Consider the following 12,827-nt stretch of genomic DNA (forward strand, 5'->3'; position numbering starts at 1 on the left):
ATGAATTTCTTATTAAAATATAGTGTAGCATATATAATGGATCTAATAATAGGGGATCCATATTGGTTTCCACACCCGGTTAGATTTATAGGAAAACTTATAACTTTACTTGAAAAATTATTGTACAGATTTAGTTGTAAAAAAATTACTGGGGGAGTATTGGCTATACTGACTATTGGAATAACTTTTTTAGTATCATTTTATTTAGCTAAGTTATCACCTATGTTGGAGATATTTTTTCTATATACTACACTAGCTACTAAAAGTTTAGCAGATGAAGGATTTAGAGTTTGTAAAGTTTTAGTAGAGGGAGATATGGAAAAAGCTAAAAAAGAGTTAGCTTATTTAGTAAGTAGGGACACAAACAATATGGATGTCACTCAAATAGTAAGAAGTATATTAGAAACAATAAGTGAGAATACAGTAGATGGAGTTATTGCTCCTATGTTCTTTGCTTTTATGGGAAGCTTTTTTAATGTTGAGGGGATATCATTTGCTCTTCCATTTGCTATGGGATATAAGGCGATAAATACTCTGGATTCTATGGTGGGATATAAAAATGATAAATATATAGATTTTGGAATGGTATCTGCTAAGATAGATGATATGGCAAATTTTATTCCTGCTAGAATAGCTGGAGGGTTTATTATCCCAATAGGAGCTTTTTTACTAAGAATGGACTATAAAAGTGCTTGGAGAATATTTTTTAGAGATAGACTAAATCATTCTAGCCCAAACTCTGGACACTCTGAAGCTGCTTTTGCAGGAGCATTGGGAGTACAATTTGGTGGAAGAACTAGCTACTTTGGAAAATGGTACGACAAACCTACTATTGGAGATAAACTAAGGCATTTTTCCATTCAAGATGTAGAAAAAGGGATTAAGCTTTTGTATATGTCGTCTTGGATAGGATTAGTTATATTTGTAATTTTATTAAATTTAATGGGAGTGATGATAAATGGATTTACATGGTGGAAATACATATAAACTAAAAAGAGAAGGAAGAGGGGAGGTATTGGACTATAGTTCAAATATAAATCCTTTAGGAGTACCAAAAAAATTTAAGCAAAAGGCTATAGAAAATTTTGATCTTTTAGAAAGATATACAGATCCTGATTATGTAGAGTTAAGAGAGAGTATAGGTAAATTTAATAATATGGAAATAGAAAATATAGTTGTGGGAAATGGAGCAACTGAAGTTCTTTTCCTATATGTAAAGGCTTTGAAACCTAGAAAAGCTATGGTAGTAGCACCAGCTTTTGCAGAGTATAGAAGAGCTTTAGAAGCTATAGATTGTGAGATAGTTTATTATCCACTTCTTCCAAACAAAAAATTTTTAATGGATACAGATGAGTTTTTAAAATCTATTCCAGATTGTGATCTTGTGATAATATGTAATCCTAATAATCCTACTGGCTCATTTATTCCATTAAAAGAGATAGCTAAAGTAAATAGAAATTTAAAAGAAAGAGGAATCAAACTTTTTATAGATGAAGCTTTTATAGAGTTTATGAAAGATTGGAGAGAGTTTTCTGCTGTTAATTTAAAAGATGAAAATATTTTTGTAATGAGATCGATGACAAAATTTTTTGCTATTCCTGGTCTGAGATTAGGTTATGGTCTTACTTGTAACCAAGAGATTATAGAAAAAATGAAAAATTATAAAGAACCATGGACTGTAAATACTTTTGCTGATATGGCAGGAAAAATAATACTTACAGATAATGAATATATAGAAGCTACTGAGAAGTGGATTGAAGAAGAAAAAATTTGGTTTTATGATAAAGCTTTAAAAATAGCTGGTTTGACACCATATAGGACAAATACTAATTTTATGTTAATGAGAGTTGAAAATAAAACAGCTTCTGAAGTAAAGGAAAAGATGATAGAAAGAGGTATACTTATAAGAGATGCGTCTAATTTTGTAGGTCTAGATAATCATTATATAAGAATTGCTATAAAAACTAGAGATGAAAATAAAAAAGTTTTAAATACTTTGGCTGAGATACTAAAATGAAAGGATTTATGATAGCTGGAGTGAACAGTGGCATTGGAAAAACTACTGTTTCAATGGGACTTATGTCATTATTTGAGAATGTATCACCTTTCAAAGTTGGACCAGATTATATAGATACCACCTTTCATGAATTTGTGACAGGAAATAAAAGTTATAATTTAGATTTATTTATGATGGGAGAAGAAGGCTTAAAATACTCTTTTTATAAACATCATAAAAATATCTCTATAGTTGAGGGAGTAATGGGACTATATGATGGAATAAATCATAGTTTAGATAATAATAGTTCTGCACATCTGTCAAGAATTTTAGATTTACCAGTTATTCTTATTGTTAATGGTGGTGGAAAAAGTACTAGTATAGCTGCAGAAGTTCTTGGCTATAAAAAATTAGATCAGAGAGTAAATATAGCTGGTGTAATAATTAATAGAACAACAGAAACTATGTATAAGTATTATAAAGAGGCAATTGAAACATATGTTGGTGTAGAGTGTATAGGTTATCTTCCAAAAGATCAAAATTTTGAGATAAAAAGTAGATACCTTGGACTTTTACAAGCAATGGAAATAAATAATTTAAAAGAAAAAATAGAAATATTAAAGGAAGTGTTGAAAAAAACTATTGACATAAAAAGATTACTTGAAATCGCAGAACTTGGAGATAGAGAAAAAATAGAAAATCCTTTTCAAAATTTGAAAAGTAAATATAAGGGAGTAAAGGTTGCAATAGCCCAAGATGAAGCTTTTAGTTTTTATTATAATGATAATCTCGAGCTTATGAAAGATTTGGGAATGAACCTACTCCCTTTTTCTCCTATTAGAGATAAAAAAATATCAGAAGTAGATTTACTATATTTTGGAGGAGGTTATCCAGAAAATTATGCTAAGGAGCTTTCTAGTAATAAAACTATGATAGAAAGTATAAGAGAGTATCAAAGTAAAGGTGGAAAAATTTATGGAGAGTGTGGAGGATTTATGTACCTTACTTCTGGAATAAAATTACTAGATGGAAAATATTTCCCTATGTGTGATATTATAAAATGTAGTGTAGAAATGAGAGATAAATTAGATATTTCTAGATTTGGTTATATATCTCTTTATGACAAAGAAAAAATTTTAGGAAGAGGACACGAATTTCACTACTCTAAAATATACGATATAAAAGATGATAGTAGAGAGTATAGGGCTGTAAAACCTAATGGTAAAGAGTGGGCTTGTGTCTTTAAAGAAAAAAATTGTAGAGCTGGTTATCCACATATACATTTTTTTAAAAGTTTAGATTACTTAGAGAAGATAGTAAAGGAGTAAAAAGATGAGTGCATATATAAAGGTTCCTCAAGATATTGAAAAAAGAAGTTTTGAGATAATAGGAGAGGAATTGGGAGAAAAGAGAGAGAAGTTTGATGAGAAAACTCTCCCAATAGTAAAAAGAGTGATACATACAACTGCAGATTTTGAGTATGCTGATTTGATAGAGTTTCAAAATGGGGCTGTGGACAGTGCTATGGAAGCTTTAAAGAGTGGTTGTAAAATTTACTGTGATACCAATATGATAGTAAATGGCCTTAGTAAACTAGTTTTAGGAAAATTTAAGTCTTCAGCTTATTGTTTAGTATCTGATGAACAAGTTGTAAAAGAGGCTAAAAAGAGAGAGGTTACTCGCTCAATAGTAGGAATGGAAAAAGCTGGAAAAGATAGAGATACAAAAATATTTTTAATAGGGAATGCCCCAACAGCTCTATATCAACTAAAAGAGATGATAGAGAGAGGAGAGATTGAAAAGCCTGCTCTAGTAGTTGGAGTTCCAGTTGGATTTGTAGGGGCAGCTGAATCAAAAGAGGCATTTAAGGAGTTAGGACTTCCATATATTACTATAAATGGAAGAAAAGGGGGAAGTACAGTAGCTGTATCTATTCTTCACGGAATACTTTATCAGATGTATAAAAGAGAGGGGTTTTAAATGTCTGATAATTTGAAGTGTGGATACACTACTGGAACTTGTTCTGCTGTAGGTATAAAAGCAGGATTAGAGGCTCTAATAAATAAGAATTACTTAGAACAACTTGAATTTAAAACACTTAATGGAGAAAAAATAGTTGTACCTATATATAAGATAAAGGTAAGAAAAAACTCTGTAAGTGTGGCTGTTACTAAATATGCTGGAGATGACCCAGATGTAACTAATGGAATAAATATATGTACTAAGATAAAATTAGTAGATAAATTACCAGATATAGAAAATGGAATCTATTTTAAGAATTTTGCCTTAGTTGGAGGAAAAGGAGTAGGGAAAGTTACCAAGCTTGGATTGCAAGTAGATATAGGAAAACCAGCTATCAATCCTGGTCCTCAAAAGATGATAGAAGAGGTAGCAGATAAATTTTTAGAGGAAAATGAGAAAAAGGCTATAATTACCATATATGTTCCTGAGGGAAGAGAGAAGGCTAAAAAAACTTTTAATCCAAAGCTTGGGATAGTAGGTGGAATATCAATTCTTGGTTCTACTGGAATAGTAAAACCTATGAGTGAGGAAGCTCTAAAAGATTCTATGTTTGTGGAACTTAAAGTATTGAGAATGGCAAAAGATAGGAATTGGTGTATATTTACCTTTGGAAATTATAGTAAAAACTATTGTGAAAAGTTGGGACTTGATTTGGAGCAAACAATAGTCATAAGTAACTATGTAGGATTTATGGTAGACTCTGCTGTAAAGCTTGGATTTAGAAAAATTCTACTTCTTGGACATATAGGAAAGGCTATAAAAATAGCTGGAGGAATATTTAATACCCACAGTAGAGTGGCTGATGCTCGTGTGGAGATAATGGGAGCTAATGCTTTTTTATGTGGAGAGAGCCCAGAAAATATTCATAAGATAATGGAGTCTAATACTGTGGAAGAAGCTTGTGATTATATAGAGAAAAAAGAGTTTTTCCCATTTATAGCTAATAAGGTAAAAAAAAGAGTAGAGGAGTATTCAAGAGGAGAGTTAGAATGTGAGGTTTTACTTTTCTCTTTTAAGGGAGATACTCTTGGATATAGTGAGAGATTTTATCAGATGGCAGGTGAGTTAGCTGAAAAAAATTGATGTAGTTGGACTTGGACCAGGGAATATAGATTATATAACTAAGATTGGAATAGAGAGTATAAAAAAATGCGAGATAGCTATAGGGGGAGCAAGACAATTAGAGGAGATTTCCTCTCTACTCCTATCTACTTGTGAAAAATATACTCTAGCTAAGCTTTCTGATTTGATAGAGTTTATTAATAAAAATAGAGATAGAAAAATTTGTATAATTGTATCTGGAGATACAGGATTTTATAGTCTACTTAGCTTTTTGAGAGAAAATTACTCTAAAGAGGAATTGAATGTAATACCTGGAATATCTTCTTATCAATATCTTTTCTCTCGTATAGGAGAAGTGTGGCAAGATTATAAACTTCTTAGTGTGCACGGAAGAGAGGCTGAGTATGTAGAGATTTTTTCAAAGGAAAAGGGAATTCTACTCCTTACTGATAATATAAATACTCCATATGTAATAGCTAAGAATATCTATGAGGCTGGATATAGAGATGTGGAGATTATAGTAGGAGAGAAACTCTCTTATCCAGATGAAAAAATTACCTTTGTAGATATAAAGGAGTATAAAAAACTTAATAGAGAGTTTTTTATAAATTTAATGATAGTAAGGAAAAAATCTTGATGAGAGAAAACTCAAAAGGTTGCGGAAATTACGGAGAAAAGTTAGATTAAGTCAGCGAAATCGAACGTTAAAAAACACAACTGTTTGAACGAAGTGAGTTTTGTGTTTTTAGTGAGATGAGCCATAGTTAATCAACTTTTTGTAGTATGGAGCAATTCTTAGTTTTCTTGTAATATAAAAATTTTAGTTTTTTAGAAAAGTAGAGAAGGAAGGAGAGAGAAAAACTTGCATATATATGATAAAGAGTTTATCCAAGGAGAGTTACCTATGACAAAGCAAGAGGTAAGGGCTGTAACTGTTGCTAAGCTTCAACTAAAACCTAACTCTATATTGATGGATGTAGGAGCAGGAACAGGGACAATAGGAATAGAGTGTGCCACTTATCTTAGAGATGGAAAGGTAATAGGGATAGAGAAAGAGGAAAAAGGGTTAGAAACTATAAAAGAGAATGTAAAAAAATTCAATCTAACTAATTATGAGTTGATACATGGAAGAGCTCCAGAGTCTATACCTAATATAGCTTATGATAGAATGTTTATTGGTGGTTCAACAGGAAGTATGAGAAGTATATTAGAACATTTTATAAATTATTCTACAAATGATGCAAGACTTGTTATAAATACAATTACACTAGAGAGTTTAAGTGATACTATGGCTCTACTTAAAGAGTATGGATTTAAAGATATAGAAGTAGTAAATATGATGGTATCAAGAGGAAAAAAGGTAGGACCTTATACAATGATGTATGGTGAAAATCCTATCTATATTATAGCAATTAATAAGTAAAGAGTTTTCTTTATTTAAATGAAGGAGGACTTTAAAGAATGACAAATAAATTTTATGGTATAGGGGTAGGAGTAGGAGACCCAGAGCAAATTACAATTAAGGCAGTAAATACTTTAAAAAAATTAGATGTAGTAATAGTACCAGAGGCAAAAAAAGCAGAGGGAAGTACTGCATATGAGATAGCTAAGGAGTATTTAAAAGATGATATAGAAATAGTGTTTATGGAATTTCCTATGTTAAAAAATCCATTGGATAGAATAGAAGGAAGAAAAGCTAATGCAAGAGTGGTAGAAAAATTACTTGATGAAGGAAAGAATGTAGGATTTCTTACAATAGGAGACACTATGACTTATAGTACATATGTATATCTTTTAGAAAATATGGAAGACAGATATAAATCGATGGTAGAGACTATCCCAGGAATTTCATCTTTTGCTGATATGTCATCAAGATTTAACTTTCCAATAGTAATGGGAGATGAGTCATTAAAAATAATATCTATAAATGAAGATACAGATATAGAGAAAGAGTTAGCAGATAGTGAGAATATAGTATTTATGAAAGTTATGAGAAATTTTAATAAATTAAAAGAGGCTCTTATAAAAACTAACAATATGAATAATATAATAATGGTATCTAATAGTGGAAAGAATACAGAAGAGGTTTTCTATGATATCACATACTTAAATAAAGAAGATATTCCTTATTTCACTACTATGATTTTTAAAAAGGGAGGATTTGAGGAATGGAAAAAGTTTTCTTTATAGGAGCAGGACCTGGAGACCCAGAGTTAATAACAGTTAAAGGACAAAAAATTGTAAAAGAAGCTGATATAATTATATATGCTGGATCATTGGTACCAAAGGAAGTAATAAATTGTCATAAGGAGGGAGCAGAGATTTATAACTCAGCTTCAATGACACTAGAAGAGGTAATGGAAGTAACTATTAGTGGAATAAAAGCAGGGAAAAAAGTTGCTAGAGTACACACAGGAGACCCAGCAATATTTGGAGCACATAGAGAGCAGATGGATATTTTAGATAAGCATGGAATAGAGTATGAAGTTATTCCTGGGGTAAGTTCTTTCCTAGCTTCAGCTGCTGCCGTAAAAAAGGAGTTTACACTTCCTTCAGTTTCTCAAACTGTAATATGTACAAGACTAGAGGGAAGAACTCCTATACCAGAGAAGGAATCATTAGAGAGCCTAGCTACTCATAGAGCTTCTATGGCAATATTTTTATCTGTTCATATGATAGGAGATGTAGTAAAAAGACTAGCTACTTCTTATCCTATGACTACTCCAATAGCTGTGGTACAAAGAGCAAGCTGGCCAGATGAAAAAATAGTAGTAGGAACTCTAGAAACAATAAAGGCACAAGTAAAAGAGGCAGGAATATCTAAAACAGCTCAAATATTAGTTGGGGATTTTTTAGGAAAAGAATATGAAAAATCTAAGTTATATGATAAAACATTTACTCATGAGTTTAGAAAGGGAGTAGAGTAGCCTTATTAAATAGAAAAAATAATAAAAAAATTTAAAATTTATTTAAAAATTTTTGGAGGGAATATGTTATTTTTAGAGGTTGATTATGATATAAAGGATAAAGTAAAAAGATTAGGTGCAAGGTGGAATCCAGAAATAAAAAAATGGTATGTAGAAAAGAAAGAAGAGTATAAAAGATTTGCACAATATATATTGAAAGATTTTGAAGATGCAATAGTAGTAAAAGATTATATTTATTTAGTTATCTCAAAACAGCAATGTTGGAAATGTAAAAAAGAAACCGAAGTTATTGCTTTATGTATTCCTCAAAGGATAGAATTTAGAAATCTTCCATTGTATAGATGGGAAGATGGAGAATTTGATATAGAAAGTGAAGAGTATAATTATAAAAAATTTGAGTTTTCAGAGGATAAATTTGATATAGAGGATACTTTTAGTTATGAAATAATAAGTTTAGGAGATATTTCAGAAAAAATATTAGATTTAATTAAAGAGAGGTATAATTATAAACTAAAATATTCACATACAACTAAAAGGAAAGAGTATGCTAATTGCTGTCAACATTGTGATTCTTTACAAGGAAATTATTTTTTATTTGATGAGGTAGATTCGCCATTTAATATAATGAATAGAGAAATGGCTAAGAAATTAACCTTTATAAAATTTAATTTAAAAAATGATTTTATCTTATATGGATATAGTCCGACTATAACACTTATATCTAATTATAGTGATGAAGAAAGAAATAGTGATATCAAAAATTTTTCAACTTTTATTGATTCAAAAATAGAGATAGATGATATTGTTTAAAATTAAATTTAAGAAAGGAAAATTATGAAGATTGCATTTTGGAGTGTAACAAGAGGAGCTGGAGAGGTAGCTAAGAGAATTGGTAAAAAAGTAGAGGGAGATATATATACTCTAAAAAAATTTAATATAGAGGAAAGTATTCAAATAGAAAATTTTAGCGAAGAGTTAGAAAAAAAATTCAGCTATTATGATGGGCATATATTTATTATGGCAACAGGAATAGTTATTAGAAAGATAGCACCACTTATAAAGAGTAAAGATATTGACCCAGCTGTATTAGTTATAGATGAGGGAGAAAATTTTGTAATCTCTCTTCTCTCTGGTCATATTGGTGGAGCTAATGAGTTAACTTATAAAATTGCTCAATCTTGCTCTTTACTTCCTATTATAACTACTAGTTCAGATGTTACAGGAAAGATAGCAATAGACACAATAGCACAAAAATTAAATTGTGAGATGGAATCTCTTAGTAAAGCTAAAGAGCTTACATCTTTAATAGTGGATAATAAAAAAGTAGATATACTACTTCCTAATAATGTAAAATTAGGAAAGAATAAAAATTCCTCTGGAGTAGTAATAGTATCAAATAAAAAAAATATAGATATAATGAGATTATATCCTAAAAATATTATTATAGGTATAGGTTGTAAGAGAGGAACTCCTAAAGAGGAGATAGAAAAAGCATTAGATGAAATAATGAGAAAACATAATCTTGCTTATGAGAGTATAAAAAAAATTTCCACTGTGGATATAAAGGCTGATGAGAATGGAATTATAGAGTTAGCTCAAAGTTTAAATAGAGAACTTATAATTATATCCAGAGAGGATATAAAAAAGGTAGAGGATAGATTTGTAGGCTCTGAATTTGTAAAAAAACAGATAGGAGTTAGCTGTGTATCTGAACCTTGTGCTCTACTAGCTTCTAATGGAGATGGTAAATTTTTAGAGCAAAAATATATTCAAAGTGGAATAACAATATCAATTTATGAGGAGAAATTTGGAGATGAGTAAAGGGAAAATATATGTAGTAGGGATAGGACCTGGAAATATGGAAGATATAAGTGTAAGAGCTTATAAGACTTTAAAAAATGTAGATGTAATAGCTGGATATACAACCTATATAGACTTAGTAAAAGATGAATTTAAGGAGAAAGAGTTCTATGTATCTGGAATGAAAAAAGAGATAGATAGATGTGAAAAGGTTTTAGAGTTAGCTAAAGAGGGAAAAATAGTAGCTCTAATAAGTAGTGGAGATGCTGGTATCTATGGAATGGCTGGAATAATGATAGAGGTAGCATTAGGAAGTGGAATAGATGTAGAAGTTATCCCAGGGATTACATCATCAATAGCTGGGGCTTCATTAGTTGGAGCACCGCTTATGCATGACCAAGCTATAATAAGTTTAAGTGATTTACTTACAGATTGGGAAGTTATTACTAAGAGAATAGATAGAGCTAGTGAGGGAGATTTTGTAATCTCTCTATATAATCCAAAGAGTAAGGGAAGAACAGAGCAGATAGTAGAGGCAAGAGAGATTATGTTAAAATACAAGGTTCCTAGCACTCCAGTGGCTCTATTAAGACATGTAGGTAGAGAGGATGAGAACTATACTTTAACTAATTTAGATGAGATGTTAAACCATGAAATAGATATGTTTACTGTGGTTATAGTTGGAAACTCTAAAACATATGTAAAAGAGGGGAGAATGATAACTCCTAGAGGATATCATCTATGATTTGGGTAATAGGTGGTACAAAAGATTCTAGAGATTTTCTGGAAAAGATTGTAAAGAGTACTACTGATATAATTGTAACAACGGCTACCGAGTATGGAGGAAAACTTTTAGAAAATCTACCAGTAAAAACTCTATGTAAAAAATTGACTTACTCTATGATGTTAGATTTTGTAAAAGAAAATTCTATAGATAAGATAGTTGATTTGTCTCATCCGTATGCTATAGAAGTTTCACAGAATGCCATTGAGGTAAGTAAGGAGCTACAAATAGAGTATTTTAGATTTGAAAGAGAGGAAATCTCTTTTCTCCCACAAAAATATACAGAGTTTGATAATATAGAAAGTCTAGTAGAATATTTAGAGGGAGTAGAGGGAAATATATTAGTTACTCTTGGAAGTAATAATATTCCTCATTTTTCTAAACTTAAAAATTTAGGGAATTTTTATTTTAGAATCTTACCTAAATGGGATATGGTAAAAAAGTGTGAAGATATAGGAATACTTCCTAAGAATATAATTGCTATGCAAGGACCTTTCTCTAAAAATATAAACAAGGCTATGATAGAGCAATATGATATAAAATATCTTGTAACTAAACAAGCTGGGGATACAGGAGGAGAAAGAGAAAAGATAGAAGCTGCTGATGAGTTAGAGATAGAGGTAATTTTCCTCATTCGCCCACATATAAATTATCCAAATTGTTATAATAGTATTGAGAAGTTAGTTAAAAAAATTTTAAATGATCATAGAAAATAGAAACCTTAAGTTCAATTTTTTATTTATATAATAAATATTTTGAATTTTCTTTAAAGGTATGATAAAATAAATAAATAAATTAAAATATATTAAAAGAGGGAGAACTATGAAAATATCAAATAGAGCAATAGAAATGAACTTTTCACCAATAAGAAAGTTAATACCCTTAGCCGATGAAGCTGAAAAAAGAGGAATTAAAGTATATAAATTAAATATAGGACAGCCTAATATTGTAACACCTGATTCATTTTTTGAAGGATTACATAACTATCAAGAGAAAATTGTTACTTATTCAGATTCAAAAGGAATTTTGAAATTAAGAGAGAGTTTTGTAAAAAATTATAAGGCAAGTGGAATAGATATAGATGTAGATGATATATTAATTACACAAGGTGGAAGTGAGGCCATACTATTTATTCTTATGTCTATTTGTAATGAAGGAGATGAGATATTAGTTCCAGAGCCATTTTATTCTAATTATTCTAGTTTTTCAACATTCTCTGGAGCAAAGGTAGTACCTATATCTACTACCATAGAAAATAATTTTCATCTACCAAATAAGAAAGAAATCATAAAATTAATTACTCCTAGAACTAGAGCTATAATGTTTTCTAATCCTGTAAATCCAACAGGAACAATTTATACTGAAGAAGAGATAAAAATGATAGGGGATATAGCTAAAGAATATGACTTATATATTATAGCTGATGAAGTATATAGACAATTTGTATATGATGATATACCTTATACTTCTGTTATGAAAATGGACCATTTAAGAGATAGAGTAATACTTGTTGATAGTATTTCTAAGCATTATAGTGCCTGTGGAGCTAGAATTGGACTCATAGCTAGTAAAAACCATGAACTTATGAATTATATTTTAAAATTTTGCCAAGCTAGATTATGTGTTTCAACAATAGAACAACATGCAGCAGCTAATCTAATTAATACTATGGATAGTTATTTTGAAGATGTAAAATTAAAATATAAAAGTAGAAGGGATTTATTATATGGATATTTAAATAAGATACCAGGAGTAATTTGTTCTAAACCTCAAGGAGCTTTTTATATATTTGCAAAACTTCCAGTAGATAATGCAGAAAAATTTGCTAAGTGGTTACTTACAGATTATTCGTATGAAGGAAAGACTATACTTATAGCACCTGGACCAGGTTTTTACCAAACAGAAGGTAAAGGAGAAAAGGAAGTAAGATTTTCATTTTGTACAAATGTAGATGATATAGAAAATGCTATGATTGTTCTAAGAAGAGCCTTAGAAGAATATTCTAAAATATCAAAATAATAGTTTAATTATGCTCATAAATTAAGCTAAAAAATAATTGACAACTATAAAAAATTAGAGTATAATCAAATATCATAAAAAAGGAGGAAAAATATGGTGAGGAGTTTTAGGATAAGGATGAATAAACAATATAATAATTTTTAGCCTTGTCTTTAAAATTGCCTGAATTACATCTTATTTCTTGAAAAGATTGGAAAATAATTTTCCATGAGTATAA

14 protein-coding genes are annotated in these 12,827 nt (G+C 30.0%); all 14 read left to right on the forward strand.

Translation table 11 applies throughout. The features are described from left to right. The 14 genes from cbiB (at window position 1) to DYA59_RS03925 (ending at window position 12,610) form a co-directional block, all read left to right on the forward strand. A complete protein-coding gene (gene cbiB / locus DYA59_RS03860; protein ID WP_115269563.1) occupies window positions 1–987 on the forward strand; it encodes an adenosylcobinamide-phosphate synthase CbiB in 987 nt (328 codons plus the stop codon). After that, the gene (gene cobD, locus DYA59_RS03865) at window positions 959–2,017 is read left to right on the forward strand and encodes a threonine-phosphate decarboxylase CobD (RefSeq protein ID WP_115269565.1); all 1,059 of its coding nucleotides are present in this window, start codon (window positions 959–961) and stop codon (window positions 2,015–2,017) included. The genes cbiB and cobD overlap by 29 nt, the downstream gene beginning before the upstream one ends. Next, window positions 2,014–3,324, forward strand: coding sequence for a cobyrinate a,c-diamide synthase (locus DYA59_RS03870; protein ID WP_115269567.1), 1,311 nt, complete (start codon window positions 2,014–2,016; stop codon window positions 3,322–3,324). Before cobD ends, DYA59_RS03870 begins: the two co-directional genes overlap by 4 nt. Window positions 3,325–3,328: 4 nt before the next feature. Next, window positions 3,329–3,976 carry a precorrin-8X methylmutase gene (locus DYA59_RS03875; RefSeq protein WP_115269569.1) on the forward strand — a complete coding sequence of 216 codons (648 nt, stop codon included), beginning with the start codon at window positions 3,329–3,331 and terminating at the stop codon, window positions 3,974–3,976. Continuing rightward, complete coding sequence (gene cbiD, locus DYA59_RS03880) at window positions 3,977–5,101, forward strand: cobalt-precorrin-5B (C(1))-methyltransferase CbiD (RefSeq protein WP_115269571.1); 1,125 nt, start codon at window positions 3,977–3,979, stop codon at window positions 5,099–5,101. Then, entirely contained in the window at window positions 5,088–5,717 is a 630-nt protein-coding gene (gene cbiE, locus DYA59_RS03885) for a precorrin-6y C5,15-methyltransferase (decarboxylating) subunit CbiE (RefSeq protein WP_115269573.1), read from the forward strand. The genes cbiD and cbiE overlap by 14 nt, the downstream gene beginning before the upstream one ends. Before the next feature lie 225 nt (window positions 5,718–5,942). Then, window positions 5,943–6,503, forward strand: coding sequence for a precorrin-6Y C5,15-methyltransferase (decarboxylating) subunit CbiT (gene cbiT, locus DYA59_RS03890; protein WP_115269575.1), 561 nt, complete (start codon window positions 5,943–5,945; stop codon window positions 6,501–6,503). 38 nt (window positions 6,504–6,541) lie between these two features. Then, window positions 6,542–7,270 carry a precorrin-2 C(20)-methyltransferase gene (gene cobI / locus DYA59_RS03895; protein ID WP_115269577.1) on the forward strand — a complete coding sequence of 243 codons (729 nt, stop codon included), beginning with the start codon at window positions 6,542–6,544 and terminating at the stop codon, window positions 7,268–7,270. After that, window positions 7,249–8,007, forward strand: coding sequence for a precorrin-4 C(11)-methyltransferase (gene cobM / locus DYA59_RS03900; RefSeq protein WP_115269579.1), 759 nt, complete (start codon window positions 7,249–7,251; stop codon window positions 8,005–8,007). Before cobI ends, cobM begins: the two co-directional genes overlap by 22 nt. A gap of 63 nt (window positions 8,008–8,070) precedes the next feature. Next, complete coding sequence (locus DYA59_RS03905; protein WP_115269581.1) at window positions 8,071–8,817, forward strand: DUF5710 domain-containing protein; 747 nt, start codon at window positions 8,071–8,073, stop codon at window positions 8,815–8,817. A gap of 24 nt (window positions 8,818–8,841) precedes the next feature. Further along, window positions 8,842–9,828 carry a cobalt-precorrin 5A hydrolase gene (gene cbiG, locus DYA59_RS03910; RefSeq protein WP_115269583.1) on the forward strand — a complete coding sequence of 329 codons (987 nt, stop codon included), beginning with the start codon at window positions 8,842–8,844 and terminating at the stop codon, window positions 9,826–9,828. Then, window positions 9,821–10,552 carry a precorrin-3B C(17)-methyltransferase gene (gene cobJ / locus DYA59_RS03915; RefSeq protein WP_115269585.1) on the forward strand — a complete coding sequence of 244 codons (732 nt, stop codon included), beginning with the start codon at window positions 9,821–9,823 and terminating at the stop codon, window positions 10,550–10,552. Before cbiG ends, cobJ begins: the two co-directional genes overlap by 8 nt. Next, window positions 10,549–11,307: a cobalt-precorrin-6A reductase gene (locus DYA59_RS03920; protein ID WP_115269587.1), complete on the forward strand. Its 759-nt coding sequence runs from the start codon at window positions 10,549–10,551 to the stop codon at window positions 11,305–11,307. Before cobJ ends, DYA59_RS03920 begins: the two co-directional genes overlap by 4 nt. 106 nt (window positions 11,308–11,413) lie before the next feature. Beyond that, the gene (locus DYA59_RS03925; RefSeq protein WP_115269589.1) at window positions 11,414–12,610 is read left to right on the forward strand and encodes a pyridoxal phosphate-dependent aminotransferase; all 1,197 of its coding nucleotides are present in this window, start codon (window positions 11,414–11,416) and stop codon (window positions 12,608–12,610) included. Window positions 12,611–12,827: the final 217 nt, after the last annotated feature.

Origin of the sequence: Fusobacterium necrogenes (assembly GCF_900450765.1) — a bacterium.
Lineage (GTDB): Bacteria > Fusobacteriota > Fusobacteriia > Fusobacteriales > Fusobacteriaceae > Fusobacterium_A > Fusobacterium_A necrogenes.

Excerpts from the sequence above, each read along its gene's own strand:
- cbiB (WP_115269563.1), top strand. The coding sequence starts at position 1 with ATGAATTTCTTATTAAAATATAGTGTAGCATATATAATGGATCTAATA.
- cobD (WP_115269565.1), top strand. The coding sequence starts at position 959 with ATGGATTTACATGGTGGAAATACATATAAACTAAAAAGAGAAGGAAGA.
- DYA59_RS03870 (WP_115269567.1), top strand. The coding sequence starts at position 2,014 with ATGAAAGGATTTATGATAGCTGGAGTGAACAGTGGCATTGGAAAAACT.
- DYA59_RS03875 (WP_115269569.1), top strand. The coding sequence starts at position 3,329 with ATGAGTGCATATATAAAGGTTCCTCAAGATATTGAAAAAAGAAGTTTT.
- cbiD (WP_115269571.1), top strand. The coding sequence starts at position 3,977 with ATGTCTGATAATTTGAAGTGTGGATACACTACTGGAACTTGTTCTGCT.
- cobI (WP_115269577.1), top strand. The coding sequence starts at position 6,542 with ATGACAAATAAATTTTATGGTATAGGGGTAGGAGTAGGAGACCCAGAG.
- cobM (WP_115269579.1), top strand. The coding sequence starts at position 7,249 with ATGGAAAAAGTTTTCTTTATAGGAGCAGGACCTGGAGACCCAGAGTTA.
- DYA59_RS03905 (WP_115269581.1), top strand. The coding sequence starts at position 8,071 with ATGTTATTTTTAGAGGTTGATTATGATATAAAGGATAAAGTAAAAAGA.
- cbiG (WP_115269583.1), top strand. The coding sequence starts at position 8,842 with ATGAAGATTGCATTTTGGAGTGTAACAAGAGGAGCTGGAGAGGTAGCT.
- cobJ (WP_115269585.1), top strand. The coding sequence starts at position 9,821 with ATGAGTAAAGGGAAAATATATGTAGTAGGGATAGGACCTGGAAATATG.
- DYA59_RS03920 (WP_115269587.1), top strand. The coding sequence starts at position 10,549 with ATGATTTGGGTAATAGGTGGTACAAAAGATTCTAGAGATTTTCTGGAA.
- DYA59_RS03925 (WP_115269589.1), top strand. The coding sequence starts at position 11,414 with ATGAAAATATCAAATAGAGCAATAGAAATGAACTTTTCACCAATAAGA.